Source organism: Agrobacterium vitis (assembly GCF_014926405.1).
Lineage (GTDB): Bacteria > Pseudomonadota > Alphaproteobacteria > Rhizobiales > Rhizobiaceae > Allorhizobium > Allorhizobium vitis_H.
The window spans coordinates 304,046-329,394 of record NZ_JACXXJ020000003.1 but is presented as its reverse complement, the minus strand read 5'-3'; the positions used below and the strand labels follow the sequence as shown (position 1 = coordinate 329,394).

At 60.0% G+C, this 25,349-nt stretch carries 29 protein-coding genes; 20 read left to right on the top strand and 9 right to left on the bottom strand.

The features are described from left to right. Positions 1-156 precede the first annotated feature (156 nt). Positions 157-1,134 (top strand): PduX family protein, encoded by a 978-nt coding sequence (locus IEI95_RS03100; RefSeq protein ID WP_194415869.1) that lies wholly within the window; start codon positions 157-159, stop codon positions 1,132-1,134. Further along, positions 1,131-2,141, top strand: coding sequence for a cysteine synthase family protein (locus IEI95_RS03095; RefSeq protein WP_194415867.1), 1,011 nt, complete (start codon positions 1,131-1,133; stop codon positions 2,139-2,141). The genes IEI95_RS03100 and IEI95_RS03095 overlap by 4 nt, the downstream gene beginning before the upstream one ends. A 386-nt stretch (positions 2,142-2,527) precedes the next feature. On the opposite strand, the gene IEI95_RS03090 is transcribed toward IEI95_RS03095, so the two are convergent. The 8 genes from IEI95_RS03090 to IEI95_RS03055 form a co-directional block, all read right to left on the bottom strand. Further along, positions 2,528-2,983, bottom strand: coding sequence for a PIN domain-containing protein (locus IEI95_RS03090; RefSeq protein WP_194415865.1), 456 nt, complete (start codon positions 2,981-2,983; stop codon positions 2,528-2,530). 2 nt (positions 2,984-2,985) lie between these two features. Further along, on the bottom strand, positions 2,986-3,225 hold the full coding sequence (locus IEI95_RS03085) for a type II toxin-antitoxin system Phd/YefM family antitoxin (RefSeq protein WP_194415863.1): 240 nt from the start codon (positions 3,223-3,225) through the stop codon (positions 2,986-2,988). A gap of 200 nt (positions 3,226-3,425) precedes the next feature. Further along, a complete protein-coding gene (locus tag IEI95_RS03080) occupies positions 3,426-4,934 on the bottom strand; it encodes a tripartite tricarboxylate transporter permease (protein ID WP_194415861.1) in 1,509 nt (502 codons plus the stop codon). Beyond that, on the bottom strand, positions 4,934-5,359 hold the full coding sequence (locus IEI95_RS03075; protein ID WP_194415858.1) for a tripartite tricarboxylate transporter TctB family protein: 426 nt from the start codon (positions 5,357-5,359) through the stop codon (positions 4,934-4,936). The genes IEI95_RS03080 and IEI95_RS03075 overlap by 1 nt, the downstream gene beginning before the upstream one ends. Next, positions 5,356-6,318 carry a tripartite tricarboxylate transporter substrate binding protein gene (locus tag IEI95_RS03070; RefSeq protein WP_194416249.1) on the bottom strand — a complete coding sequence of 321 codons (963 nt, stop codon included), beginning with the start codon at positions 6,316-6,318 and terminating at the stop codon, positions 5,356-5,358. The genes IEI95_RS03075 and IEI95_RS03070 overlap by 4 nt, the downstream gene beginning before the upstream one ends. A 61-nt stretch (positions 6,319-6,379) precedes the next feature. Further along, on the bottom strand, positions 6,380-7,510 hold the full coding sequence (locus IEI95_RS03065; protein ID WP_234934157.1) for a pyridoxal-phosphate dependent enzyme: 1,131 nt from the start codon (positions 7,508-7,510) through the stop codon (positions 6,380-6,382). A 116-nt stretch (positions 7,511-7,626) separates the two neighbouring features. Further along, entirely contained in the window at positions 7,627-8,817 is a 1,191-nt protein-coding gene (locus IEI95_RS03060) for a M24 family metallopeptidase (RefSeq protein WP_194416248.1), read from the bottom strand. Next, positions 8,807-9,604: an IclR family transcriptional regulator gene (locus IEI95_RS03055; RefSeq protein WP_194415854.1), complete on the bottom strand. Its 798-nt coding sequence runs from the start codon at positions 9,602-9,604 to the stop codon at positions 8,807-8,809. The genes IEI95_RS03060 and IEI95_RS03055 overlap by 11 nt, the downstream gene beginning before the upstream one ends. 129 nt (positions 9,605-9,733) lie before the next feature. Between IEI95_RS03055 and IEI95_RS03050 the strand changes: the two genes are divergently transcribed. Then, positions 9,734-9,937: a helix-turn-helix domain-containing protein gene (locus IEI95_RS03050; protein ID WP_194415852.1), complete on the top strand. Its 204-nt coding sequence runs from the start codon at positions 9,734-9,736 to the stop codon at positions 9,935-9,937. Positions 9,938-10,016: 79 nt separating this feature from the next. Here the strand turns inward: IEI95_RS03050 and IEI95_RS03045 are convergent, their stop codons facing one another. Continuing rightward, positions 10,017-10,250, bottom strand: a complete 234-nt coding sequence (locus IEI95_RS03045) for a helix-turn-helix domain-containing protein (RefSeq protein WP_194415850.1) — start codon at positions 10,248-10,250, stop codon at positions 10,017-10,019. A 263-nt stretch (positions 10,251-10,513) separates the two neighbouring features. Between IEI95_RS03045 and IEI95_RS03040 the strand changes: the two genes are divergently transcribed. The 17 genes from IEI95_RS03040 to trbJ all read left to right on the top strand — a co-directional run bounded on the left by IEI95_RS03040 (position 10,514) and on the right by trbJ (position 25,342). Continuing rightward, complete coding sequence (locus IEI95_RS03040; RefSeq protein WP_194415849.1) at positions 10,514-10,738, top strand: helix-turn-helix transcriptional regulator; 225 nt, start codon at positions 10,514-10,516, stop codon at positions 10,736-10,738. Positions 10,739-10,861: 123 nt separating this feature from the next. Further along, positions 10,862-11,074, top strand: coding sequence for a transcriptional regulator domain-containing protein (locus tag IEI95_RS03035; RefSeq protein ID WP_194415847.1), 213 nt, complete (start codon positions 10,862-10,864; stop codon positions 11,072-11,074). Beyond that, positions 11,052-11,699 carry a DUF2285 domain-containing protein gene (locus IEI95_RS03030; RefSeq protein WP_234934156.1) on the top strand — a complete coding sequence of 216 codons (648 nt, stop codon included), beginning with the start codon at positions 11,052-11,054 and terminating at the stop codon, positions 11,697-11,699. Before IEI95_RS03035 ends, IEI95_RS03030 begins: the two co-directional genes overlap by 23 nt. A 137-nt stretch (positions 11,700-11,836) precedes the next feature. After that, complete coding sequence (locus IEI95_RS03025; protein ID WP_045021534.1) at positions 11,837-12,109, top strand: helix-turn-helix transcriptional regulator; 273 nt, start codon at positions 11,837-11,839, stop codon at positions 12,107-12,109. Between the two features lie 18 nt (positions 12,110-12,127). Next, positions 12,128-13,003 (top strand): replication initiator protein A, encoded by an 876-nt coding sequence (locus IEI95_RS03020; protein WP_194415845.1) that lies wholly within the window; start codon positions 12,128-12,130, stop codon positions 13,001-13,003. 261 nt (positions 13,004-13,264) lie between these two features. Further along, positions 13,265-13,804 carry a DUF2840 domain-containing protein gene (locus tag IEI95_RS03015; protein WP_194415843.1) on the top strand — a complete coding sequence of 180 codons (540 nt, stop codon included), beginning with the start codon at positions 13,265-13,267 and terminating at the stop codon, positions 13,802-13,804. Further along, positions 13,801-14,358, top strand: coding sequence for a S26 family signal peptidase (locus IEI95_RS03010; protein WP_194415841.1), 558 nt, complete (start codon positions 13,801-13,803; stop codon positions 14,356-14,358). The genes IEI95_RS03015 and IEI95_RS03010 overlap by 4 nt, the downstream gene beginning before the upstream one ends. 33 nt (positions 14,359-14,391) lie before the next feature. Further along, a complete protein-coding gene (locus IEI95_RS03005; RefSeq protein ID WP_194415839.1) occupies positions 14,392-14,718 on the top strand; it encodes a DUF736 domain-containing protein in 327 nt (108 codons plus the stop codon). Positions 14,719-14,765: 47 nt separating this feature from the next. After that, complete coding sequence (locus tag IEI95_RS03000) at positions 14,766-15,737, top strand: lytic transglycosylase domain-containing protein (RefSeq protein WP_234934155.1); 972 nt, start codon at positions 14,766-14,768, stop codon at positions 15,735-15,737. 241 nt (positions 15,738-15,978) lie between these two features. Continuing rightward, positions 15,979-17,718: a VirD2 family relaxase/mobilization nuclease gene (locus tag IEI95_RS02995; RefSeq protein WP_194415835.1), complete on the top strand. Its 1,740-nt coding sequence runs from the start codon at positions 15,979-15,981 to the stop codon at positions 17,716-17,718. Positions 17,719-17,741: 23 nt separating this feature from the next. After that, a complete protein-coding gene (locus IEI95_RS02990; protein ID WP_194415833.1) occupies positions 17,742-19,727 on the top strand; it encodes a conjugal transfer protein TraG in 1,986 nt (661 codons plus the stop codon). A 9-nt stretch (positions 19,728-19,736) separates the two neighbouring features. After that, positions 19,737-20,174 carry a CopG family transcriptional regulator gene (locus IEI95_RS02985; protein ID WP_194415831.1) on the top strand — a complete coding sequence of 146 codons (438 nt, stop codon included), beginning with the start codon at positions 19,737-19,739 and terminating at the stop codon, positions 20,172-20,174. A gap of 250 nt (positions 20,175-20,424) precedes the next feature. Further along, entirely contained in the window at positions 20,425-21,429 is a 1,005-nt protein-coding gene (gene trbB / locus IEI95_RS02980) for a P-type conjugative transfer ATPase TrbB (protein WP_194415829.1), read from the top strand. Beyond that, positions 21,426-21,770 (top strand): TrbC/VirB2 family type IV secretion system protein, encoded by a 345-nt coding sequence (locus IEI95_RS02975; RefSeq protein WP_194415827.1) that lies wholly within the window; start codon positions 21,426-21,428, stop codon positions 21,768-21,770. Before trbB ends, IEI95_RS02975 begins: the two co-directional genes overlap by 4 nt. Next, positions 21,770-22,051 (top strand): VirB3 family type IV secretion system protein, encoded by a 282-nt coding sequence (locus tag IEI95_RS02970; RefSeq protein WP_194415825.1) that lies wholly within the window; start codon positions 21,770-21,772, stop codon positions 22,049-22,051. Before IEI95_RS02975 ends, IEI95_RS02970 begins: the two co-directional genes overlap by 1 nt. A 10-nt stretch (positions 22,052-22,061) precedes the next feature. Beyond that, entirely contained in the window at positions 22,062-24,566 is a 2,505-nt protein-coding gene (trbE, locus tag IEI95_RS02965; RefSeq protein WP_194415823.1) for a conjugal transfer protein TrbE, read from the top strand. Then, a complete protein-coding gene (gene trbJ, locus IEI95_RS02960; RefSeq protein WP_194415822.1) occupies positions 24,563-25,342 on the top strand; it encodes a P-type conjugative transfer protein TrbJ in 780 nt (259 codons plus the stop codon). The genes trbE and trbJ overlap by 4 nt, the downstream gene beginning before the upstream one ends. The last annotated feature ends 7 nt before the right edge of the window (positions 25,343-25,349 follow it).

Genomic DNA, 25,349 nt, shown 5'->3' with positions numbered 1-25,349 from the left:
TTTTGAGTTTCCATAGATCAAGCCCGATGAACAGTCGTGATGCATACTGGGGTGCGACAAATTGACCGTGACAGCTACTGATATGTGGTGAGGGACGGATCGGCCGACTTGTAGGAAAGTCAGCGGAAGCAAAGACTTCTTCCAGGAGAATTCAGCATGTCCCAATCAGATACAAACCATCCCGCTGCATCGGCCAAGCCCGGCATAATGGCATCTCGGTTTCTGCAGGTTGGCCACGGCAAGGCTATGGCCCATCACGGTGAGATCCTCCAGGGCGTCTTTTCAGATGGTGAAGGCAAGCTTCACCGCGGACTTCTCACGCTGCCACTCCCAGGCAAGGTATCGCATGTCACCTTCTGGCCTGATGACGGACGCGGCATACGCACTCGCCCTGAAGGCCGGACCAAGGCGGCGCGGGCGGCACGCCTCGCACTCGATGAACTTGGGTACCCGGAAGCCCAGGGCAGTTTGACGATCGAAAGCACCATCCCGCTTGGCTGCGGTTACGGATCATCGACGGCGGATGTCGTGGCCAGCATCTGCGCCGTGGCGGCAGCGGCCCGCGCGCAGATCAGCCGGACAACCATCTGCCGCCTTGCCGTCACCGCCGAGACGGCGACAGACGCCATAGCCTTCGACGGTCAGGCCGTGCTGTTCGCGCAGCGCGAAGGGGCGGTGCTCGAATATTTGCCGGGCGACTATCCGCCGCTTTGCGTCGTCGGGTTCTCCTCATCGGATGACGAGCCGGTCGACACGCTGGAAATGCCGCCCGCACATTATACTGGCACGGAGATCGAAACCTTTAGGGTACTGCGGGGCCACTTGCGCCATGCCATTGCGCAGCAGGATGTGCATTCGATCGCCCGCGTCGCAACTGCGAGTGCACGGATCAATCAGCGCCATCTGCCGAAGCGCCGGTTCGATGACTTCCTCCGGCTGGCAGAGACTGGCGGAGCCTGCGGCGTGCAGGTCGCCCATAGTGGCAGCCGCATGGGTATTCTCCTGGATGCCCGGGATGACGATTCGGCCGATCGGGCCGAAAGCGTTGCGCGTGCCGCGCTAAAAGATGGGTTCACCGATATCATCCGCTTCGCGGTGAATGCGGACGGCGCGCCGATGTGGGTGGTGGAATGAATATCGAAAGCTACCTTGCTGATTACGAAACGCCCCGGATCGTTCCACTCTCACCAAACCTTCACGCAGCTCAGTTTCGTCTGATGAAGTTGCTTCCGGCACGCTTCATGCTAGATCGCGCAGAAGAGTGCGGCATGCTGAAGCGGGACGGTCATATAGTCGAGACGAGTTCCGGTACTTTCGCCATGGCACTCGCGATGCTTTCGGTTGAGCGTGGCTATTTGCTGACAATCGTCAGCGCCAAGAGCCTAATGGATGCGTCCTTCCGGGAGAGACTGGAGCAACTCGGCGCATCCGTTGTCCTCGTTGAAGACGAGGGCCGAACCGGCAATCAGGGCGGGCGCCTAGCCGAGCTTCACCGCATTCTCGACAGCAACCCGGATGCTTTCTGGCCGCAACAATACGATAATCCCGACAATCCGGCAGCCTATTCCCGCCTAGCGGAAATCCTGACCGAGAAGATCGGCCGCATCGACTGCCTGGTTGGTTGCGTCGGATCGGGCGGCTCGCTTTGCGGCACGGCGACCTATCTAGGGGGCCTGTTTCCAGCGCTTCGAACGATCGCGGTGGATACGCACAATAGTGTGCTGTTCGGACATAAGGCCGGTCCCCGTCTGCTGCGCGGACTCGGTAACAGCATCGTTCCGAAGAACCTTGCACATGCGTTGATTGATGAGGTGCATTGGATCGGCGCGTTTCCGGCGTTCGCGGCTACCCGCGACCTTTATCGCCAGCATGCGATGTTTGTCGGTCCCACCAGCGGTGCGGCCTACCTCGTGGCGGACTGGTATGCCAGAACCCATCCGGAGGAGACTGTCGCAGTCATCCTGCCTGACGAGGGGTATCGCTACCAGTCCTCAGTTTATTCTGATGACTGGCTGAAGAGCCTTGAAGGATGGCCCTCGGTGAGGAGAAACGCACCGTCGAAGCTCCTGCACATCGCTCCGGCCGGCGAAGACGTGTGGACGCACATAGAATGGTCGCGGCGCTGGCTGGGAAGGAGTTGATCCAATAGGAGTATTGGACCATAGGAGTTGGGTCGCACGTGACGAGTTCATGCAAGCCACCAATTGTCACCTCTACTCACGGAACGCTTTTGTCGGGGGACGTCGGTCTCGGTTTCTGCTTCGCGGGGCTACGCTAACCCTCTTGCGGCGTCCCATTTTCCGTCAAAAAGCGTGTCGAGAATTCCCGCTTTCTCGGCCCTTCGGGAAGGGCTGCCGCTATGCTGAAAGCTCCGATGCTCTTCATTGTTTTGGATTAACGGCCAGCGACATGCCGTTGACAAGTATTGCACCTAGATCAACCCGCGGACGGTGTTTCCCATACAGAATTATGGCCATTGATGTGGCCAACATACACATGGGACCTATTCGCTTGATTCCGATCGCTTTTAACCGGATCGTTCACCCAAGAGAATGGTGAGCAGTTCATGTCTCCGTTCTGCGAATGGATTGACGACCGTCACGCCTCCCCAGGTAAACCCCTCATGCATGTCTTCCGACAACAGGATGCGGCAACCGCTCTGCGACGCGACGGTGAGGATGACGGCATCCCAGATGCTGAATTGGTGATCATTGACGAGATCCATGGCTGTCACCATCGTCTCGGCCGTGGTTGCCGCAACCGGAAACGTATCGCGCCAGCCGAGGACGGCAGCGCGCGCATCGCTGCGGCTTTTGCCCGCCTTGCGCACCAGGACGTTGAACAGTTCGCCGAGTGTCTGAACCGGAATAACCACAGATGTCTGCGAAATACGCTGCAGCAGATCAAGCGCGATATCACGCTTCTCGCTGCTGTTCACGCCCTCGGCATAGACGAGAAGATTGGTGTCGAAGGCAACCTTCACGTTCAGTCCTCGTAAAGCTCATCGCGAGACCAACGTCCCGCATTGACGACTGGCTGTTTCGCGAGGCGCGAAAGAAGGGAAGAGTGCGCGCCGGATGTCGTTTCCTCATGGCTTTCAGCCGGCAAGATACGGGCGACAGGCTTGCCGTGGCTGGTGACCACATAGGTGTTTCCGTCCCGCACCCCACGCAGGATGACGGAGAAACGACGATTGGCATCCGCTGCGGAAACGGCTTCTTCCATAATGAACCTCAGAAAGTAGTGATATAAACTACAATAGGATCGAAGGGCTGGTTTGGCAAGCTGTCATAGGCTTCGTGCAATTTGGGCTCGCCCATTCAGGAAATCCGTGAGTGCGCGGGCACTTTGGCACCGTTCGGTGTGGTCAAGACTAGCCCTCTGTGAGAATATGACGCGATAGCCTGACATCGCGCCATTCTGTGTCAACAGGGCTTGCGCGCCATCCACGTTTTCAGTCCTTTTGCCAATGGTGCTGTCAACACGGCAATCGTGAAGAGGATCACCGTCAGGCTGATAGGACTATCGAGGAAGACGAGCGGATTGCCGAGACCTAGGATCAACCCTTGCCGGAGATTTTCCTCAAATAACGATCCTAGCAGGAACGCCAGCAGCAGGGGAGCCAGATCGAAGCCTGCCTTGCGAAGCCCATAGGCGACAAATCCGCATCCGATCACCACCCCGACGTCGAACAGGCTATTGTTCATGCTGAATGCGCCGATGACGCAGAAGAGGACAATGAGTGGCGCCATCATCGCCTGCGGTATCCTAAGAAGCAGGACGAAGATCCGGATCAGCGGCACGTTGAGAATGATCAGCATGGCGTTGCCGACCAGCATGCTGGCCACGATGCCCCAGAAAAGCTGGGGATGTTCCGTTAGGATCTGCGGTCCCGGCACGACATTTTGCATCAGCAGCGCACCCATGATGATGCCGATGACCGCATTTGCCGGAATGCCGAGGCAGAGCATGGGAATGAAGCTTGCCTGGGCGGCGGCGTTGTTGGCGCTTTCCGGTCCTGCGACACCCTCGATCGCGCCCTTACCGAAACGTTCCGGCGATCGGGAAATCTTCTTTTCTAGCATGTAGCTGGCGAAACCAGCGACGAGTGCGCCACCACCTGGCATGAGCCCGAGAAAGAAGCCGAGCACAGTTCCTCGTGCGATCGGCCCGGTCGAATTCTTCCAGTCTTTTGCCGTTGGAAGCAGGTCGCGCAGGCGATAGGACGGCATTGGTACGGTTTCGGGCGATGCCTTCCGCTCGATCAGCATTAGCATTTCGCTCACGCCAAACAGACCCATGGCAAGAACGGCAATATTGAATCCGTCGCGAAGGTAGCTGACACCGAAGGCAAACCGCTCCTGGCCGGAGATCAGATCGACGCCGACGGTCGAGAGAAGCAGTCCGAGCGCGACCATCGTCCAGGCCCTGATGCGTGGCCCTTCACCGATACTGGCGGCAAGCACAAGACCTAGCGCCACGATCGATGTCTTTTCGATCGGCCCGAAGGCGAGAGCGACGGAGGTGAAAGCCGGGCCGACGATCGTGATTGCGAGTGTCGCGCTGAGGCCGGCTATGAAACTGCCGAAGGCGCTGATGCCAAGGGCGGCGCCAGCGCGGCCCTGCCTCGCCATCGGATAGCCGTCGAAGCAACTCACGAGGCTGGCGGCCTCGCCCGGCACCCGCATCAGGACAGAGGTGATGGACCCACCATAGAGCGAACCGTAATAGATACCGGCCAGTAGGATGATGGCGCCGGTCTGGTCGAGCATCATCGTAACGGGCAGCAGGAGGCTGACAGTGGCAGAGGGCCCGAGGCCTGGAAGAACGCCAACGGCTGTTCCAAGGATTGCGCCGAGGAGCGCAATGGCGAGATTGGTTGGTTCGAGCACGATACCGAGGCCCATGAACAGTTGCGAAAAGGAATCGAGCATCACAGCCTCCAGTCACTGCGGGGAAGCGGGACGTTAAGAAGCCCTTCGAACAATCCCCAAGTCGAAAAGGCAAAGACGAAGGCCAGAATGAGCGACCACTTCCAGTCCATTCGCTCGATCAACCTGAAGACGGTTACGAGAAACAGGAATGCGGAGAGTGCAAAGCCGATCACTTGCAGGATCAGGCAAAAGAGCCCGAGTGCAACACAATATGCGAGAAGACGGGTAAGCTCGACGGGCTCAGTTGCCGCCGTTTTCTCCAGCGTGCATCCAAGGCTTGTGAAAACCAGAAGAAGTGCTGCAAGGAAGGGGAACAGGCCCGCAGCCGGTTCTCCATGGGCCCATAGTTGGAGATTGGCGGCGTTCACTGCCGCGCCAAGGCCAATGACCGTCAGTGTGTAAGGAGCAAGGCGGGCTATACTCATAGACGGATCCCCATCTCATCGATCTGTTGCCCGATGCGAGTATAGGCTTGCGCGGCCATGTGTGTAAATTCATCGCTCTTCTGGAACAGCGGATAGCCGTTGATGACCCGGATGAAGTCGGCATACATCGGGCTCGCGATCATTTCGCCGATGGCATCCTCCCACCATGCGATGACGTCTTTCGGTAAGCCCGCGGGCCCAAACAGACCGTAGGATGCCGGAATGGCAACCGGATAGCCCCGCTCGGCAAAGCTGACAATGGCGGGATGTCCCGCATTCGGATTGGGACTGGTTTCCGCCAGCAGGCGGACGGTGCCAGCTGCCAGATGAGGCCCGAAATCCGAGGAGGCGACCATGTCAATATGGCCGCCCAACAGGGCCGTCACCGCATCGGCACCGCCGCGGAACGGCACGAAGGTTGCTGTCACCTTCTCGGTGCGGAATGCCGCATCGGTTGCGATATGGGCGAGCCCCCGTGGTGCAGCAGTTGCCCACCGCAGCTTTGACGGTTCCTTGCGCGCATAATCGAGAAGCTCGTCCCATGATTGGAAAGGGCTGTCGCTGCGCACGAAGCAGGGCACCGAAATCCCGGCATAGCCTGCGATATAGGTGAAATCGCGTGAAGAATCGTACGGGACCTTCTGAAGGTGCGGGGCAACAAGAAGGGGGCTAACCGAATATAGCGACAGAACCGATCCATCAGCGGGTGCGCGGCGAACCTGATCCGTCGCGATCGTGCCGCCCGCGCCTGGGCGGAAATCGGGGGTTGCCACGACGCCACGAGCTTCTTTGACATAGTTGGCAACGACGCGCGTTGCGATATCGCCGGCTCCTCCGGCGGCAAAGCCGACGATCAGATCGGGATTAGCGGCGGGATATCCGCTTTTCTGCGACCATGACCTTCCCGGCGCGATTGTTGTTAAAAATGCGGCTGCTGTTAAAAACCTTCTTCTTTTCATAGGCATAAACGTTCCCCTTATTATTAAAGCGTCTGCGTGGCAGGGCCTAAATCGGCCGATTTCAATGCCGCCCTCCATTCTCGAACAGCCTCAGTGCTGTTTCGACGTTGTCAAATGGCGATGCCGTGTCCGGCGATGTGGACCGGTCAATGTCCTTGAGGCCGGACGCCGTCACCACTGCGACCACAGTTTCATCGTGGCCAATGATGTTGTGCTGTCTGGCCTCTCTGATCGCCGCAATGGGGACGGTCGAAGACAGTTCCAGAAACAGGCCTTCAGTTGCGGCGACCTTCTCCTGCAAGGACACCAGCCCCGCATTGCATATCGCTAACACCGCGCCTTTTGTGTCGCGGAGTGCCTTGAGTGCCTGGAAGGTGCTGCGGGTCGCGCCGATCGAAACTGCCAGCGCGTCGAATCCCGCGGGCATATCCGGGATACGATCCGTCTGTTGCGCGATGGCCTGCGCCAGAGACCCGTGAACCTCGGCCGCCAGCATCTTCGGCATCCGGTCTATCTCACCACGGTCAAGCATTTCGCGAAAACCAAGCCAGATTCCGGTCAGCGCGTCGCCATAACACACAGGCAAGGCGCACCAGTCGGGCGGCTTGCCGCCCATCTGTTCGACGATTTCGAAAGCGATCGTCTTGTAACCCTCTATGCCGACCGGATGACTGCCGACGACAGGGTGGCGATAGGGTGAAGTCGCAAACCATCCGAACCGCTCGACGCCTTCTGCGAGGAAAGCCCAGCGGTCAGATTTGTCTTTGAAGGGAACGACCCGTGCGCCATACTTGTGGATTTGCGTCAGCATCGGACCTGCCGATCCGGCAAGTGTTGCGACGATACAGGGCAGTCCTGCCCGCGCGGCATAGGCGGCAAGCGATGCCCCCGCATTGCCGGTTGAACTGGTTGCCACCATCTTCGCTCCCGCATGTACAGCTGCTGTGATTGCGACGGTCGAAAAACGATCCTTGTGTGACCAGGTCGGATTGCAACCCTCGTTCTTCACAAGAAGACTGGGGACGCCGATTGCTGCACCAAGCTTTGTGGTCGGCAGCAGCGGCGTGAGACCTTCGCCAAGCGAGATGGCATACCGCCTGTCGAACGGCAGCCTATCCGCATACCGCCAAAGCGAAGGCAGGGCGATATGCGGATCGACCTGCGGACTGCTATCTTCGCCTCGATAGACCATGTGGAGGTTCGAAGGCGCCTCAGAGAAGCAGTTCGGGCATCCCCTGGAATCGATCAACACATCGAGAGGGAATTCTTGCCCACATCGGTAGCAGGCATATGCCGACGCGCGACCCATCAGCCCAGCACCATCATGCTGTCGCCATTGTTCGAGAGCATTTCTGCGCCATCGGCTCGGACGACAAGCATGTCCTCGACCTGCAGGCCGATCCGGCCAAGCTCGTAATATGGCGTCTCGATGCAGACGACCATGCCTTCTTCCATAACGTCATTGCTTGTCCCCGAAAGGAGCGGTGCGTCATAGCCGTCAAGGCCAATGCCGTGTCCGACATGGCTGCGCTGATACTGAGCAATCCCTTCCCTACGGACGGTCTCGACGACAGCTTGGAAGACATTGCGAGCTGCAACGCCAGGCCGGATTAGCTCGATGCCGCGTTGAACGCCCTTGTTCAGGGCATCATATTTCGCCTGGATCTCCATGGAGGGTGAACCCAGGCTCGCGATACGGGCAATATCGGCGCGGTAATTGCGATAGTGACCACCCACGTCGAACCGAATGATGTCGCCATGACGCAGCCGTCGTTCGGAAGGCTGGACGTTCATGAGGGCGCTACGTTCGCCAAAACCGATACAACCGAGAACAGGGAAAGCATCCTCGCGAACCGTTTGCGTATGAAATGCCCTTGCGAGCTCGATCTCGGTGACGCCCTCCGTTGCGACAGCGAGTGCCGCCGCGACCGACCGTTCCGTAATGGCGGCTACTGTTCTCAGTCGGTCGATTTCCAGAGGGGTTTTGACGGCACGGATATTGCGAAAAATCGATGCCGCCATGACCCAGACCACGTCGGGCAGATCGCTACGTAGTCGTTCGTTGTCGCCGGGCAGTAGCCCCATTTCGTCGATGCCGATCCTGGCTTTCTCAAGTCCGGCCTGTCTGATTTCCAGCACAAGTGTCCTGATCGGATCACCGTCATCGGCAAGAGCATGAAGCGCCGCCTGATGGGCGCTGACCGGATCGAGTTCGATCGACGGCGCGCAATCGATGGGGAAGGCACCATATCGGCGTATTGTCGCCGCCACTCGTTGATCCGCCACCAGGTCCAGCGTCGATGTGGCGGCGATGACGACAGGCTGTTCCTCTACATCATCTGCCGTCCATACGACGAAAGCCTGCGGGCCACGCCTTATCCATTGCGGCAGCGACCAGAACCCGCTGGTGTAGAGCACGTTCTCCGGCGCGGTGGCGACAATGGCGTTGATTTGATGTGCGGACATCGCTGCTCGCAGCCGCTCGTGATTAAGCAACATCACTTTCTGGTCTCCTTTTACTCGAATTCGCGTCGTCGAACCCCATGGCTTTGGAAATGCGGGCCGCGGCGCCAAGCACTTTCTGCGCAATGTCAGTGATCTTGATTTTGGGTTGGAGCGCGCGGGGGAAGGCGACGCTCATCGCGGCGAGAGTGCCACCGCCCGCATCGTAGATCGGGGCCCCCACGGAGATTACACCCTCGATATTCTCCGAGATTGCAGTGGCGTAACCGAGCGAATTGGCGAGGTGCAACTGTTCAAGCAAGCTTTGCAGGTTCGTCAGGGTTCTTGACGCACGGGGCTCGAAAGGTCCTTCCCCAAGCAGGTTCGTCAAAACATCATCCGACAAGTTGAACAACAGTGCCTTTCCCAGTGCTGTCGAATGTAGCGGCATCACTTCCCCCGGCTGCGCACGGATCACCACCGGACTGTCGGACTGAACTGCGAGCACGTAGACACCCGTGGCGCCTCGCCGAACGCCCAAAAATCCGTTGAACCCGCTGTCAGATGCCATGGTCTGCAGCTCGGCTTCGGTGAGCGAGAGCAGTCGCCCGCGCTGAAACACATGCTGCGCTAGTCCCAAGACGGCGTAACCGATTTGATAGCGGCGGGTATCTCCGTCTTGCTCGACATAACCCTGCGAGGCGAGCGTATTCAGCATGCGCTGAGCAACGGATGGGCTTAGATCCAGCCGGCGTGCGACTTCTCTGACGCCGAGAGGTTCGTTTGAGCTCTTCAGGAGGCCAAGAATGTGAAGGCCCTTTTCGAGGGAAAGACTGTTAGACATTGAGTGTTCCTATTATCGAAACAGTGTTCCATATAATGCACATTAAACGCACTCTCTATTTATCGTGTCAAGACGAATGTTCATTATAGTGTGTCGTCATAGAGTGTGCGTGAACCGAAAAATCGACCGATGGATATACGGGCGATTGTCGGTCTCAATGTTTTGCGCATCCGGCGTGAGCGAGCTCTTTCACAGGAAGAGTTGTCGCACCGTTCTCGACTCACTCGGGCTTATCTCAGCGGTTTCGAAGCGGGCAGGCGCAATCCGACGATCGTGTCCCTCAGTCGCCTGGCGGAGGCCTTGGGAGTCGATGTGAAGGATCTTGTTTCCTGATCGAAGGTGATTGGGAGATGAAAAAAAAGTAAAAAATTTCAATTATTTATTTGCAATCGTACCGGCCATCTTTTCGGGATTATTTCCCTTTTTTAGGCTCCGGTGACTGTCGCCGGATCAGAACTTCGGGCTCGATCTGTAAGGCGGATGACAGGGCCTCGACCGCGTCGAGTGTCGGAGAGCTCAACTCCCTTTCCAGCTTGCCGATGTAACTTCGGTCAAGCCCGGCAAACATAGCAAGGCGTTCCTGTGATAGGCCGCATTGCTGCCGGCAGAGCCGAAGATTCCTTGCGAAAATGGCCGTCAATTTCATGAAGAAATCTATCCAGAATGCAACTTTTATGGCGACATACTATAGTCATCATTCGCAAATTCCGGGACTTGTGCAGCCGTTTTTCGGTGATGATAATCATCTCAAGGATTGTTGTTCATTTGAACGTTTCGGATGATCCTTTGCGAAGTGTTCCGCAGATTTCCGCATTTTGTTGCGGTCATGAAAGCAAATTCAACATGGGCCGCGTCAGTCAGGCAAGGCTCGTGATTGCCTTTCCATACCTTTTACTCGTGAGATGACGAATGATTGGTCTATCTATTTCACAGTTCAGAAAGCTTACCCCCAGGGAAATCGAAGTTCTCACGTGGACTTCGCAAGGCAAGACTGCTTGGGAAGTTTCCGTCATCTTGAGCATTTCGAGGAACACGGTGAATACCCATCTTCGAAATTCGAAAGACAAACTCGACACCTCGAATATCGTTCATACGATCGTTGAAGCAGTGAGGCGAGATCAAATCAAGATCTGATTTTGCTCCATATGTAACCTTATGACCGAGCTCCTCTGTTCGGAGCCTTGATTTTTTGCGGCTCTTCTGCTGATCGCGTCATTGGCGGTCATCCACTCTTGTTGTATCGCGTAGGAGTGCGCCATGGTGTCTGAGACGGTTTGGTCTTCGCCGCAGTTCCCGAACAGTTTTCCGCCGCTTGATCGCAGCGGATTCACCTTCGAATTTCTGCGAAGAAACGATGACTATCGATTCGACTACGTTGAGTTTTCTAGACGAAAAACGGCGGTGGCCAAACGCAACGCCTTGAATGTGCTGGCGATCAGATGGGGGCTTGTATTTCCCTCTGGATCCTGATGTCCCCGCTTGGTTGACACAGCCACTGTGGCATCCAGATATCGATCCGGAGGCCATTTTGGTTGCGGAAGCGCCGGCCGGTCATTCAGAATGCCTCGAATTCAATCCGGAAAATCTGCCGGCAATGGTGAGAGGGGTGGGTCGGGAACAGGCCGTTTACATCCCGGCGTCAGGGCCGGACGGTAGTTTGCGGATCTGGTTTACCGATGGCTCATTGCCCACCAGAGCTGCGGCGCTCCTGCCAATGGACGGCGACCTGGATATTCGTCTGCACAGCTTGCAGCGGATGCGGCGTTGGTTGAGCCACAGGCAGGCCGGGCCTGTTATGCGCCAGCAACAGATTTCAGTATTCCATCGCCATCGGTTCATTCTCATGTTGAGGGTTCTGGATGGCCTTCGTGACGGTGCCTCCAGGCGTGAAATCGCCAGCGTCATGTTCAATCGTAACTTTCGGACCATCTCTGCTGTCGAATGGCAAAATACTTCTGAGCGACGGCACCTTGCTCGCCTCATCGTTGAAGCCAAGGACTATGTCTGCGGTGGCTACCGTCGCATCTTGCGGGGTGGGGCACCGAAGGGGCAGCTTTTTCGCAACGCCGGCAATCAGGATGTCACGTCCGCCTGACCGGCCGAAAGTCCCGCGTCCGATTGCCGGGGACAGGTTACTTGTTGGCAAATTCTGTCACTCCTCCCAACCGCAGTTTTTTCTCCATTGTCGCAGCCGACCCGCCGCTTTGACGGTAGCCGCGATGGAGGCAGACGATGCAGGAAAAAACCGACAGTAATTGGCCGCGCTTCGTGCGCACCCCCGAAGCGGCCCGCCTTCTCGATCTTTCGCCCCGCACGCTCGAAAAGCATCGCTGCGACGGAACCGGGCCGATTTATCACAAGCTCGGCGGTCGCGTCGTTTATGCAGTCACCGACCTTCATGCGTGGATTGACGCATCCGCACGCCAGTCCACCTCCGAGGCCGCTTCGAGCGCGCGCATGCCGCAAGTGTCGATGGCAGGTCGTGCCATTGGCATGACGCGCTGATTGCCCGGATTGGCGCCGATGCCCGAACACAGGACATATCAGGGACAACAGCTCGAGCTGTTTCAGCCAAGCGGCGGCAATATCGCCGCCCGCGATGCACAGGACCTCATGTCCTGGCCGTTCTTCTCATTGGCCAAATCCCGCCGCGTGGCGCCGATCGACTTTCGCATGGGCGATGTAGCAATTCGGGTGGAGGCGACCGCCGAACACGGCATGGCGACGATCTGGGACGCGGACATCCTGATCTGGGCTGCATCGCAGATCGTCGAAGCGCGCGACAACGGTCTGCAGACATCGCGGCTGATGTCGGCCACGCCCTATGAAATCCTCACCTTCATCCACCGGGACGATTCCGCCCGCAGCTATGAAAGGCTGAAGGCAGCACTCGACAGGCTGCAATCCACCACGATCGCCACCACGATCCGCCAGCCGTCCGAACGGCGCAGACATCGCTTCTCATGGATCGCCGAATGGAAGGAGCGGCTTGACGTTCATGGACGGCCGCTCGGCATCGAGCTCATCCTCCCGGACTGGTTCTATGCCGGGGTGATCGACGATGCGCTGATCCTCACCATCGACAGGGATTATTTCGATCTCAAGGGTGGATTTGAGCGTTGGCTTTACCGGCTCGTGCGCAAGCACGGCGGTCGCCAGACATGGGGCTGGAGCTTCGATCTCAAACACCTGCACCTGAAGTCCGGCAGCCTCTCGCCCCTCAAGCACTTTGTCTATGACCTGCGCGGTATCGTCCAGCGTCAGCCGCTGCCTGGCTACCGGCTTGCGCTCGTCACCGATCCGGACGGTCGCGTCCGCCTGACCTTTCAACCAACCTCAACCGATTTGTCTGGCATTGCCGCGTTCCGCGCGCCGCGTCGCCGGATGATCAGACTGTGAGCAAGCTGTGGACAGACCCGTGCTATCGAGGACCGCCAAGCCCGTGCTATCGGGGACCGGATTCCCGTGCTATCAAGGACCGAAATCGGAATTAACCATCCGTACTTCTTTGGTTATTCGCTCCCCTAACATTCCTAACCTAGATTCCTTCGGTATCTTTCTAACGGACCGTCCTGCATCGGCGGCCGGTGGATCGCATGCAGCGTCATACGTCTGCGCCCTCATTGCACCCCTCTCGTCATTCACCTCGGGAGCGGGACGATGAAAACGGGTATACACATTGACAGCATTCCGCCCAGTCGAACCCTGGTCGAACTGACATGGCGCGAGAAGCGGATCGAGCATTGGATCCGCTTCGGCCGGATCGCTGAAGAACAGCGCATCGATCGTCACCGCCGCATTGTCGGATTTACTCCCGGTAGCGTGTTCGCCTTCGTCCGATGGGCCGCGAATGACTACGGCACGGTCGTTTCCCGTATCGATATCCTGCGCGCGGTGGCGCCAGGCGAAGCGTTCCAGACGCTTCCATTCGTGCGTCCAGGCGGCGACATCCTGTTGCGCATCCACGGTTGGCCGAAGGTTGAAACGGTCCTGAACACCATCGACGCGATCGAAGCGCTTGGTGTCGATCCGGCTGACGTCGCGCCAGACCACTGGCGGCATGTCCACAATCGCGTCAGCGTCAACGAGCCGTTTCGGACCTACAGCCTCGAGCAGCATCGTGCCTGGCTAAAACGGCGGAGCATTTTCCCAATCGCAGACAACACCACCGGCAACGATCGCGGTGGAGGCACACCATGACGCGCTTTGCACGGGTAATGGTGACATACTTTTCCGCACTCGCCACCGGCGTCGCGGCGTTCGTTGATCCACCGAAGAAGCTGATCTGGAACGCCAGTGCCAGCGCGCCGGTCGGGCTTTATCGAGTTGTTCCAGTCGATCGCATCGACGTCACCGATCTGGCTGTGGTCATGCCGCCCGACGAACTGGCAAGCTTCCTGGACGAGCGCCGCTATCTGCCAAAAGGCTTGCCGCTTCTCAAGCGCGTGCTGGCGCTCAATGGCACCGAAGTTTGCCGCTCCGGGACCGACATCATCGCCTACGGCATGAGTTACGGACAGGCCCGCGAGAGCGATAGCCAAGGCCGCCCGTTGCCCGTCTGGCAGGGATGCCGGCAGATCGCCGAGAGCGAAGCCTTTTTCATGAACTGGGATGCACCCGACAGTTTCGACAGCCGCTATTTCGGGCCGCTTCCCCTCACAACCGTCATCGGTCGGGCGATCCCGCTCTTGACGACCGACGATCCTCATCCGGCCGCAGACAGCTTCCGCCAGCCGGTTTCCGACGAGCCTTGACGGCTTGTTCCTCCACCAACGAAAGGATTTTTCATGACCCAGATTGGTACCTTCACCCGCAACAGTGACGGCTTTTTCGGCCGCATCCGCACGCTCACCCTCGATGCCGAAGTGACCATCCTGCCAGCCGACGAAACCGACGCTGAAAATGCGCCGAACCATCGCATCTTCGGCGATGGCCTTGAGGTTGGCGCGGCATGGGACCGCACCGGAGAAAGGGCAGGGGCGTATCTGTCCGTCACCATAGATGATCCGTCCTTCGTCGAGCCGATCCGCGCAAGGATGTTCGAGTCAGACACCGGGAAGGATGTCTGGAATCTTCACTGGACGCGCAAGGCGCGGCGCGACGAACAGGCGTGACCGTCATGCGCTGCCGTCCTTCCCGCGAACCTTCAGGCGTAATCCTCTTGATCGATCGAGCGCCGATCAATCCCCTCGACCCGATCGCCTATCGGGTGGCCGTCGCGCGCAACGGAGGTCAGGGGCGGCGGCCTGTTTTCCGGGAAGTGGACACGTCATCAGGCGTCGACCGTACGGAAAATGTCGGTCGACGGCGAAGCCTCGCCCTTGACCGAAGCGAGCACGATGGCAGACTGATGGCGTTTCGGGATGGCGGTGCTCACGCTGCTGTTCCAGCGATCACGGCGATGTTCGTCGCGGTCATCATGATCGTCACGCAGCCGCAGCCATGCCTAGCATTGGCTGATCCTATGAAAACCGCTGCTCTGCCAGATAGCTCAGTCGAGGCGGCGGAGGCGTCTGATCCATGGGCAAACCACATCACTGAAGCTGCCGGACGTTTCGCCATTCCCGAACGATGGATACGCGCCGTCATGCAGGCTGAAAGCGATCATGATCCGCTTGCCGTCTCGCCGAAAGGCGCGATGGGGCTGATGCAGATCATGCCGGCGACATGGATGGAACTACGCACACGGTATCACCTTGGCGATGATCCTTATCAGCCGCGTGACAACATTCTCGCTGGTTCTGCCTATCTCGCAGAGCTGCATGATCTCTATGGCTCCCCGGGGTTTCTCGCGGCCTACAATGCCGGCCCCGGTCGCTATGAAAAACACCTTGTTTTCGACGAACCACTTCCCGCCGAGACCGTCAATTACATCGCGAAAATCATGTTGCTGATCGACGGGGATACAGCCGCCCCCAAGCGCACGGTCGTTCAGCCGTTGCGCTCCTCATGGTCGATTGCGCCGCTGTTCATCGCGCGTTCTCTCACCGGAAATGGTGATGGTAACAATACGCTCAGTCTCCCCTCCGGCCGGCCTTCTGACGACCGTACGATTGTCGATCTGTCGGCGCTCGCACCGTCGTCCGACGGTCTGTTTGTGCGCCGCAACGTCGAAGAGGAGCTAATGCGATGATTGTCGTAGTCTCTGTTACTGCTTGGGGCTGGATCGTAGGGATTGCGGGGTGGGGAGGGGCAGCGGGAGACACGACCGAGGGAAGGCGAGATAAAAGCAGGCGATGTGCGCCTGTGTTCGGTCGTGTGTTTTCAGGGGCTTATGGCGGATTTGCGCGATGTGCGCCTGATCGGCACAGCCTGCGCATTTGCCATTCTTGCAAGGATTGCCTCAGCTTTGCGCGATGTGCGGGGCCTCAGCCATGAGCGGCGAGGACGATGTCCGCATACGGCCAGGCCGCATCCGCTCCACCCGCGCACAACAAGCGCGGCCCTTCATCGCCCAGGCACTGGCGGCCGCTCAGCGCGCCGGCGGCAGGGTCTCGCGCTCCGGCAAAATCAGCTCGGGGAGCCGCTCGCGTTTCGGGCGTGGCCAGCGCGCGACCGTGCAGGCCAATCGGCTGCTCACAAGCCGTTCGCGTAATACAGTCATCAAAACGCGCGTCGTACGGCACAATGCTCGTTCGGCGCCCCTGAGCGCCCACCTCAGCTATCTCCGGCGTGAGGGCGTTACCCAGGATGGGGAGAAGGCGCGGCTGTTCGGGCCGGGGACCGAGGACGCCGATCCCAAGGCCTTTGCGGAGCGGATCCAGGACGACCGGCATCACTTCCGGTTCATCGTCTCGCCCGAGGACGCGACCGAGATGTCTGACCTCAAGAGCTATGCCCGCGACCTGATGGGGCAGATGGAGAAGGACTTGGCTACCCGCCTCGACTGGGTCGGCGTCGATCACTGGAACACCGACAATCCGCACGTCCATATCATCCTGCGCGGCCGCACCGACGACGGCCAGGACCTCGTTATCTCCCGCGACTACATCAAGGAAGGCATGCGCGCCCGCGGAAAGGATCTCGTCACCCAGGAGCTGGGGCCGCGCACTGATCACGAGATTCGCCGCAACCTCGAACGGCAGATCGAGGCGGAGCGCTGGACCAATCTCGACCGGCAGCTTGCCAGGGACAGCTACCGTACCGGCGTCGTCGATCTCGCCCCGCACCCAGATCGCCAGCCGGACGAATTCCACACGATGAAAGTCGGCCGATTGCGGAAGCTGGAGACGCTCGGCCTCGCGGATCAGGTCGGTCCCGGCCAATGGGTCGTGTCCGAGAATGCCGAGGGAACGCTGCGCGAGTTGGGCGAGCGTGGCGACATCATCAAGCGCATCCATCGCGGCCTGACCGATCGCGGCATCGTGCGCGGCGCGGCCAACTATGTGCTCGCCGGCGAAAGCCTCGACGATCCTGTCGTTGGGCGGCTGGTCGATCGTGGTCTCGACGATGAGTTGAAGGGCACGGCCTATGCCGTGGTGGATGGCACCGACGGACGCACCCATCACATCAAGCTGCCTGACCTTGATGCTGCTGGCGACGGCGCGCCGGGCTCGGTCGTCGAGCTGCGCAAGTTCGACGACGCGCAGGGACGCCGCCGCGTCGCGCTCGCGGTCCGCTCCGATCTCGACATCGAACGGCAGGTTCGTGCCACCGGCGCCACATGGCTCGACCGGCAGGCAATCGCCCGAGATCCCGTGGCGCTCGGCGGTGGCGGCTTCGGCGCGGAGGTGCGCCAGGCGATGGATAGGCGCGCCGAACATCTCGTTGGCCAGGGTCTCGCCGAGCGGCAATCGCGCGGCGTCAGCTTCTCGCCAGGCCTGATCGACACGTTGCGGCAACGCGAGATTGAGGCCCTCGGCCAGAAGCTGGCAACAGACACCGGCCGACCCTTCTCCAAGGTAGGGACCGGCGAGTATGTCGCCGGGACGTATCGACAGCGCTTTGCGCTCGCCTCCGGCCGCTTTGCCATGATCGACGACGGCCTCGGCTTCCAGCTCGTGCCTTGGACGCCATCCCTCGAAAAGCAAATCGGCCAGCATGTCTCCGGCGTCTCGCGCGGCGACGGCGGCGTCGACTGGAGCTTCGGGCGCAAGCGCGGGCTCGGGATGTAATCCAATCAAGAAAGGAACAAGCCATGTCGTCGACCAAGATCCTCTGGGGGCAACTCATCACCGTCTGCCTGATCGTCCTCATGACGACCTGGGCGGCGACACAGTGGACCGCGTGGCGGCTGGGATTCCAGCCGCAGCTCGGGGACCCGTGGTTCGAACTGGCGGGCTGGCCGATCTACTATCCGCCGGCCTTCTTCTGGTGGTGGTACTTCTACGATGCGTACGCACCGCCAATCTTTATCGAAGGTGGTTTCATTGCAGCGTCCGGGGGCTTCATCGCTATTGCCGCTGCGATCGGCATGTCCGTCTGGCGCGCGCGCGAGGCGAAGAATGTCGAAACCTACGGCTCCGCCCGCTGGGCAGGTCCCGACGAGATCAAAGCGGCCGGTTTGCTCGGCCCCGACGGCGTCGTGCTCGGTAAGCACGATCGCGATTACCTTCGCCATGACGGGCCGGAGCATGTGCTGTGCTTCGCGCCGACCCGGTCCGGCAAGGGCGTCGGCCTGGTCGTGCCGTCGCTTCTGACCTGGCCTGGGTCGGCGATCGTCCACGACATCAAGGGCGAGAACTGGACGTTGACCGCTGGCTTTCGCGCCCGCCATGGTCAAGTCTTGCTGTTCGATCCGACCAACGCGAAGTCTGCCGCCTACAATCCGCTGCTGGAAGTCCGGAAAGGGGAATGGGAGGTTCGCGACGTACAGAATATCGCCGACATTCTCGTGGATCCCGAAGGCTCGCTGGAAAAGCGAAACCACTGGGAGAAGACCAGTCACGCGTTGCTGGTTGGAGCGATCCTCCATGTTCTCTATGCCGAGGCCGACAAGACACTCGCTGGCGTAGGCGCCTTCCTGTCTGATCCCAAGCGGCCAATCGAGTCAACGTTGGCTGCCATGATGAAGACGGCGCATCTGTGCGAGGCCGGGCCGCATCCCGTCATCGCGTCCGCCGCGCGCGAGTTGCTGAACAAATCCGACAACGAGCGGTCCGGCGTGCTGTCGACCGCCATGTCGTTCCTTGGGCTCTATCGCGATCCCATCGTCGCCGAAGTCACACGCCGCTGCGATTGGCGCATCATCGACATCGTTGGCGGCAAGCATCCGACTACGCTCTACCTCGTGGTGCCACCGTCCGACATCAACCGGACCAAGCCGCTGATCCGCCTGATCCTCAATCAGGTCGGACGCCGCCTGACCGAAGACCTGCAAGCGAAAGGCAACCGCCATCGGCTTCTCCTGATGCTCGACGAATTTCCGGCACTCGGCCGCCTCGACTTCTTCGAGAGTGCGCTCGCCTTTATGGCCGGATATGGCCTCAAGGCGTTTCTGATTTCCCAGTCGCTGAACCAGATCGAGAAGGCTTATGGTCCGAACAACTCGATCCTGGACAACTGCCACGTCCGTGTCAGCTTCGCGACCAATGACGAACGTACCGCGAAACGGGTATCCGATGCGCTGGGCACCGCCACCGAGATGAAGGCGATGAAGAACTATGCCGGTCACCGGCTCTCGCCATGGCTCGGGCATTTGATGGTCTCCCGCTCCGAGACGGCGCGGCAGCTCCTCACCCCCGGCGAGATCATGCAGCTTCCGCCCTCGGACGAGATCGTCATGGTCGCCGGCATCCCGCCGATCCGAGCTAAGAAAGCCCGATACTACGAGGATAGCCGCCTTCAGGAGCGAATCCTGACGCCACCTACCCTGACCAAGCCAAAGAGCGGACAAGCCGACGACTGGAGCAACATTGAACCTCCGAAGCCGCCGGTATTAGACACGCGGGTCGCGGCAGAAGCGCAGACGGACGACGATCCGACGGACTCTGAACGCCGACATCAGCCGGAACTGAGCCGAACCAGGACGGTCGAGCGTAAGGATGTGATCGAGAACGAATTCGAGATCGACCCCCGCGACGATGTGGAGGAGGACGCCGCCCGCCTCAGCCGTATGAACCAGACCATGCGCCAAGTAGCACGTCAGGCCTCGCTCGATCCGGGCGATGGGATCGATCTGTAGGAGACGATTGTGATAAAAGCTCCCAAGAAACAGCGCCTCTCAGTCTATCTTGATCCTGATGTCATGAAGGCGCTCGCTGCGTATGCTGCTCGGCGCGATCAATCTCTATCCCTGATCGCCGAAGCGGGTATCGCGTCCTTCCTGTCGCCAGATGGAGCCGAGCGACAGGAGGCTGCCACCACCAAGCGGCTCGACCAACTCGACCGCCGCATGACGCGAATGGAGCGCGACCTCGGTATTTCGGTCGAGACGTTGGCTGTATTTGTGCGCTTCTGGTTGTCGACAACTCCAGCGCTGCCAGAGCCTGCCGCGCAGGCCGCACGGGCCAAATCGAGTGAACGCTACGAGGCGTTCGTCACCGCGTTGGGGCGCAGGCTCGCGAAGGGTCCTAAGCTGAGGCAGGAAATTTCCGAGGATATCGAGCGAGCCGACCACGAAAACCAGTGATTTTCGCTGATATGCGGCTTTTGTGCCACCGAGTTTTGTTGGGTCTCGTTGGCTATCCGATACTTGGCTGCACGGCCGCATGACCGAAGTAGTGGAGCAAGCCTGCCCCGCACCTAGCAAGTATTTTTTCGCTCCTCTACGAGCGCCTACGATCCCGGAAAGAATAGTGTTGCCGGCACCTAATTTGTGCCTTTCTTGATTGTCCCTGTCGCCATCCGGACGTTTTGCGGATGGCCCGAACGGGGGCGTCATGGTCAATCATCGTCAAGAAGGGCAAGCCGTTTCACGCGGCGCGCGCATGCTCCGTACGGCACTGGGGCCGGCCATCGCCGCCTATCTCGAGGATCCCTACGTCGTCGAAGTAATGCTGAACCCGGACGGACGCCTTTGGGTCGATCGTCTGAAGGAGGGTCTTGTCGCAACAGACGACATACTGATCCCGGCCGATGGCGAGCGCATCGTGCGCCTGGTTGCGCATCACGTTGGCGCCGAGGTACACGCCGGCGCACCACGCGTCTCGGCCGAACTGCCGGAAACCGGCGAACGCTTCGAGGGATTGCTGCCGCCGGTCGTTGCCGCAGCGACGTTCGCCATCCGCAAGCCTGCTGTCGCTGTCTTCACGCTTTCCGATTATGTCGCCGCCGGCATCATGACCCAGGGCCAGGCCGAGGTGCTTCGGCTGGCGGTGGAGAAGCGCAAGAACATACTTGTCGCCGGCGGCACATCCACCGGCAAGACGACACTCACCAATGCTCTGCTGGCGGAAGTCGCCAAGACGTCCGATCGCGTGGTGCTGATCGAAGATACCAGAGAGTTGCAATGTGCCGCCCCTAATCTCGTGGCGCTGCGGACCAAAGATGGCGTGGCCTCGCTCTCCGATCTGGTGAAGTCGTCGCTACGTCTGCGGCCGGACCGTATTCCGGTCGGAGAGGTGCGCGGCGCGGAAGCCCTTGACCTCCTGAAAGCGTGGGGCACCGGCCATCCAGGTGGCATCGGCACGATCCACGCCAATACGGCGATCGGGGCACTGCGGCGGCTGGAGCAACTCGTGCAGGAAGCCGTCGTCACGGTTCCCCGCGCGCTTATCGCCGAAACCATCGACATCATCGCCGTTCTGTCCGGCCGTGGCGCTGCCCGCCGCCTTGTGGAAATCGCTCTTGTCGACGGGCTCGATCCCGTCACCGGCGACTACCGCACCCTCAACGCTCAAGCTCCTCCCGCTCACCAACTTCTCCCGAAAGGAGACCAGCAATGAATACGTCTGTCTCGTTTGTCCTTCGTCGTGCTCGTAATTGCCTTGTCCACGCGACGGCGCTTGCCTCGATCGCGCTGCTGATGGCGGCACCCGCCCATGCCTCCGGTTCGTCCATGCCGTGGGAGGAGCCGCTGCAGCAGATCCTGGAATCCATCGAAGGGCCGGTCGCCAAGATCGTCGCGGTGATCATCATCATCGCCACCGGCCTAGCGCTCGCCTTCGGCGACACGTCCGGCGGCTTCCGCAAGCTGATCCAGATCGTCTTCGGGTTGAGCATCGCATTCGCCGCCAGTTCCTTCTTCCTGTCGTTCTTTTCCTTCGGCGGCGGAGCGCTGGTCTGATGGGAGCAAGTTTCCAGCAAGAAGATGAAGTGCGCGGTTTCTTCGCGACCGTGCATCGGTCGCTGGCCGAGCCGATCCTGCTCGGCGGCGCTCCCCGTGCCGTGGCCATTGCCAACGGCACGCTTGCCGCTGCCGTCAGCCTCGGCCTTCGCCTCTGGATCGCCGGGCTGGTGATCTGGGCCATCGGCCATTTCGCGGCCGTCTGGGCTGCGAAACGCGATGCGCAATTCGTCGACGTCGGGCGCAGGCACCTGCGCTATCCGGCGCATATGGGCGTGTGAGGATTTGCCGATGATGAACCTTGCCGAATACCGCAAACGCGCTTCCCACCTCTCCGACTTCCTGCCATGGGCGGCTCTGGTCGCACCGGGCGCCGTCCTGAACAAGGACGGTTCGTTCCAGCGCACAGCGCGGTTTCGGGGTCCCGATCTCGACAGCGCCACGCCGGCCGAGCTGGTGGGGACCACGGCACGGCTTAACAACGCGCTGCGTCGCCTTGGCTCCGGTTGGGCGATCTTCGTCGAAGCCCAGAGGAACCCTGCCACCGACTATCCGGAAAGCCTGTTTCCGGATTCCGCATCTGCGCTTCTCGACATAGAGCGGCGCGAACAATTCGATGAATCCGGCCTTCTCTACGAGAGCAGCTATTTCCTGACCTTCGTGTGGCTGCCGCCTGCGGAAGAAGCCTCACGCCTGGAAAGCTGGCTCTACGAGGGCCGGGAGAAAAGCGGTGTGGATCCATGGGAACTGCTGAACAGTTTCATCGACAGGACGGATCGTGTCCTCCATCTCGTGGAAGGCTTCGTTCCGGAAGCCGGATGGCTGGATGACGCGGAGACGCTCACCTACCTGCATTCGACCATTTCCACCAAACGCCATCGTGTCCGTATTCCGGAAACACCTGTCCACCTTGACGCGTTGCTGGCCGATCAGCCTTTGGCCGGCGGCCTGGAGCCGAGGCTTGGCGATTTCCATCTGCGTACGCTGACGGTGATCGGGTTTCCGACGGTCACCTTTCCCGGCATCCTCGACGATCTCAACCGGCTGGCCTTTCCCTATCGGTGGAGCACCCGGGCGATCATGCTCGACAAGACCGACGCGACACGGCTGGTGACGAAGATCAGGCGGCAGTGGTTCGCCAAACGCAAATCCATCGCTGCGATCCTCAAGGAAGTGCTGACCAACGAGCAATCGGTCTTGGTCGATAGCGATGCCGCCAACAAGGCGGCCGATGCCGATGCAGCCCTGCAGGATCTCGGCTCCGATCAGGTCGGGGAAGCTTACGTCACCGCTACCGTCACTGTCTGGGATGCCGATCCGGCGATTGCCGACGAGAAACTGCGGCTGACGGAAAAGGTCATTCAGTCACGCGACTTCACGGCAATCATCGAAAGCGTCAACGCCATCGAAGCATGGCTCGGCAGTATCCCTGGCCAGACCTATGCCAATGTCCGCCAGCCGCCGATCTCGACGTTGAACCTCGCCCATATGATTCCGCTGTCCGCAGTCTGGGCGGGTCCGGCGAAGGACGAACATTTCGACGCGCCACCGCTGTTTTATGCCCGCACCGAAGGATCGACGCCGTTCCGGTTTTCTCTTCATGTCGGCGATGTCGGCCACACCATGATCGTTGGCCCGACCGGTGCCGGAAAGTCCGTGCTGTTGGCGATGATGGCCCTTCAGTTCCGCCGCTATCTCCGCTCCCAGGTCTTCGCCTTTGATTTCGGCGGAAGCATAAGGGCCGCAACGCTCGCCATGAATGGCGACTGGCAGGATTTGGGCGGTTCGCTCTCCGACGATACATCGCTCCTCAATACCGTGTCACTCCAGCCGCTCGCCGGAATCGAGGACACTCCGGAGCGGGCATGGGCTGCCGACTGGCTTGTCGATATCCTGATCCGTGAGGGTGTCACCGTCACGCCTGATATCAAGGAATATCTCTGGACGGCATTGACGTCCCTGGCTTCCGCGCCGGTCGTGGAGCGGACCATCACCGGCCTGACGGTACTGCTGCAATCATCTGCGCTCAAGCAGGCTTTGCGGCCCTACTGCATCGGTGGCCCATATGGTCGCCTCCTCGATGCGGAAATGGAATGGCTTGGGGACGCGCAGGTGCAGGCCTTCGAGACCGAAGGATTGATCGGCACGGGAGCGGCGCCCGCCGTTCTTTCCTATCTGTTCCACCGGATTGAATCCCGCTTCGACGGTCGGCCGAGCCTGCTGATCATCGACGAGGGCTGGCGGGCGCTGGACGACGGCGGCTTTGCCCAGAAAATCAAGGAATGGCTGAAGACGCTGCGCAAGAAGAATGTCAGCGTCGTCTTCTCTTCGCAGTCGCTCGCCGACATCGAGGCTTCGCCGATCGCGCCCGTGATCGTCGAAAGCTGCCCGACGCGCATCTTTCTCGCCAACGAGCGGGCCATCGAGCCGCAGATCACCTCAATTTATGAACGCTTCGGTTTGAATGCGCGCCAGATCGAGATCATCGCAAGGGCGACTCCGAAACGGGACTATTACTGCCAGAGCCGCAGAGGCAACCGGCTGTTCGAGCTTGGCCTTGGCTCCGTTGCGCTGACGCTTTGTGCTGCATCCACCAAGGCCGACCATGCGCTGATCGATGAACTGATCCGCAACGGTGCGCGCCCTTACTTTCTTGAAGCCTGGCTCGAGGCCAACGGCCTGCGCTGGGCCTCCGATCTTGTTCCCGACCTAACCAACGTCATCGACCAGTCGGCGGAAAAGACGAGCGGCTCGAATCCCATCCCCCTGTCACCCGAAGAGGAGATTTCCCAATGAAGACTACCGTTGTCCGTGCTGGCCTCAAAGGCCGCGTCCGCGCACTCGCCTGCGCCGCAGCCATTCTGGTCTTGCCATGCGCCGCTGTTCCATTCCTGGGGACGCCGGCTTTTGCATGGCGGATTGTCTACGACCCGACCAACTACAGCCAGAACCTGCTTTCGGCCGCCCGGGCACTGGAACAGATCAAAAACCAGGTCACATCGCTTCAAAACGAAGCCCAGATGCTCATCAATCAGGCGAAGAACCTCACCAGCCTGCCGACCTCGATGCTGTCGCAGATCGAGGACAATTTTTCCGAGATGAAGAACCTGCTCGGGGAAGCGGACCAGCTTGCCTACGACGTCCAGAACATCGACGAGCAATTCAACGCCACCTATCGCGATTTTGCCGCTGGAGACCGAACGGCAACGCAGCTGGTCTCGGCCGCGCAACAGCGCTGGCAGCAATCGGTTTCCGCTTTCGAGCATTCGCTCAAGGCAGGAGCCGTGGCAGTCGACAATATCGAGGGCACGCAACGGCAGACCAGCGAACTGGTCGATGCCAGCCAGTCGGCAGTCGGTGTGCTGCAGGCGACCCAAGCCGGCAACCAGCTCATGGCCGTGCAGGCAAAACAGATCTCTGATCTGACCGCCATGCTCGCCGCGCAGGGCAGGGCCAGTGCGCTGGAACAGGCGAGGGCTGCAGCGGCACAGGAACAGGCCCGAGAGCAGTTCAGCCGCTTCATGACCGGCTCGGCCTACAGTCCGTCCAGCGTCCGCATGTTCCACGATTGAGGAGCAC

Excerpts from the sequence above, each read along its gene's own strand:
- trbE (WP_194415823.1), top strand. The coding sequence starts at position 22,062 with ATGATGAACCTTGCCGAATACCGCAAACGCGCTTCCCACCTCTCCGAC.
- IEI95_RS03070 (WP_194416249.1), bottom strand. The coding sequence starts at position 6,318 with ATGAAAAGAAGAAGGTTTTTAACAGCAGCCGCATTTTTAACAACAATC.
- IEI95_RS03060 (WP_194416248.1), bottom strand. The coding sequence starts at position 8,817 with ATGTTGCTTAATCACGAGCGGCTGCGAGCAGCGATGTCCGCACATCAA.
- IEI95_RS03015 (WP_194415843.1), top strand. The coding sequence starts at position 13,265 with ATGAAAACGGGTATACACATTGACAGCATTCCGCCCAGTCGAACCCTG.
- IEI95_RS03065 (WP_234934157.1), bottom strand. The coding sequence starts at position 7,510 with ATGGTCTATCGAGGCGAAGATAGCAGTCCGCAGGTCGATCCGCATATC.
- IEI95_RS03025 (WP_045021534.1), top strand. The coding sequence starts at position 11,837 with ATGCAGGAAAAAACCGACAGTAATTGGCCGCGCTTCGTGCGCACCCCC.
- IEI95_RS02990 (WP_194415833.1), top strand. The coding sequence starts at position 17,742 with ATGTCGTCGACCAAGATCCTCTGGGGGCAACTCATCACCGTCTGCCTG.
- IEI95_RS02970 (WP_194415825.1), top strand. The coding sequence starts at position 21,770 with ATGGGAGCAAGTTTCCAGCAAGAAGATGAAGTGCGCGGTTTCTTCGCG.
- IEI95_RS02995 (WP_194415835.1), top strand. The coding sequence starts at position 15,979 with ATGAGCGGCGAGGACGATGTCCGCATACGGCCAGGCCGCATCCGCTCC.
- IEI95_RS03045 (WP_194415850.1), bottom strand. The coding sequence starts at position 10,250 with ATGAAATTGACGGCCATTTTCGCAAGGAATCTTCGGCTCTGCCGGCAG.
- IEI95_RS03100 (WP_194415869.1), top strand. The coding sequence starts at position 157 with ATGTCCCAATCAGATACAAACCATCCCGCTGCATCGGCCAAGCCCGGC.
- IEI95_RS03055 (WP_194415854.1), bottom strand. The coding sequence starts at position 9,604 with ATGTCTAACAGTCTTTCCCTCGAAAAGGGCCTTCACATTCTTGGCCTC.
- IEI95_RS03020 (WP_194415845.1), top strand. The coding sequence starts at position 12,128 with ATGCCCGAACACAGGACATATCAGGGACAACAGCTCGAGCTGTTTCAG.
- trbB (WP_194415829.1), top strand. The coding sequence starts at position 20,425 with ATGGTCAATCATCGTCAAGAAGGGCAAGCCGTTTCACGCGGCGCGCGC.
- IEI95_RS03050 (WP_194415852.1), top strand. The coding sequence starts at position 9,734 with ATGGATATACGGGCGATTGTCGGTCTCAATGTTTTGCGCATCCGGCGT.
- IEI95_RS03035 (WP_194415847.1), top strand. The coding sequence starts at position 10,862 with ATGGTGTCTGAGACGGTTTGGTCTTCGCCGCAGTTCCCGAACAGTTTT.
- IEI95_RS03075 (WP_194415858.1), bottom strand. The coding sequence starts at position 5,359 with ATGAGTATAGCCCGCCTTGCTCCTTACACACTGACGGTCATTGGCCTT.
- IEI95_RS03095 (WP_194415867.1), top strand. The coding sequence starts at position 1,131 with ATGAATATCGAAAGCTACCTTGCTGATTACGAAACGCCCCGGATCGTT.
- IEI95_RS02975 (WP_194415827.1), top strand. The coding sequence starts at position 21,426 with ATGAATACGTCTGTCTCGTTTGTCCTTCGTCGTGCTCGTAATTGCCTT.
- trbJ (WP_194415822.1), top strand. The coding sequence starts at position 24,563 with ATGAAGACTACCGTTGTCCGTGCTGGCCTCAAAGGCCGCGTCCGCGCA.
- IEI95_RS03010 (WP_194415841.1), top strand. The coding sequence starts at position 13,801 with ATGACGCGCTTTGCACGGGTAATGGTGACATACTTTTCCGCACTCGCC.
- IEI95_RS03005 (WP_194415839.1), top strand. The coding sequence starts at position 14,392 with ATGACCCAGATTGGTACCTTCACCCGCAACAGTGACGGCTTTTTCGGC.
- IEI95_RS03085 (WP_194415863.1), bottom strand. The coding sequence starts at position 3,225 with ATGGAAGAAGCCGTTTCCGCAGCGGATGCCAATCGTCGTTTCTCCGTC.
- IEI95_RS03080 (WP_194415861.1), bottom strand. The coding sequence starts at position 4,934 with ATGCTCGATTCCTTTTCGCAACTGTTCATGGGCCTCGGTATCGTGCTC.
- IEI95_RS03040 (WP_194415849.1), top strand. The coding sequence starts at position 10,514 with ATGATTGGTCTATCTATTTCACAGTTCAGAAAGCTTACCCCCAGGGAA.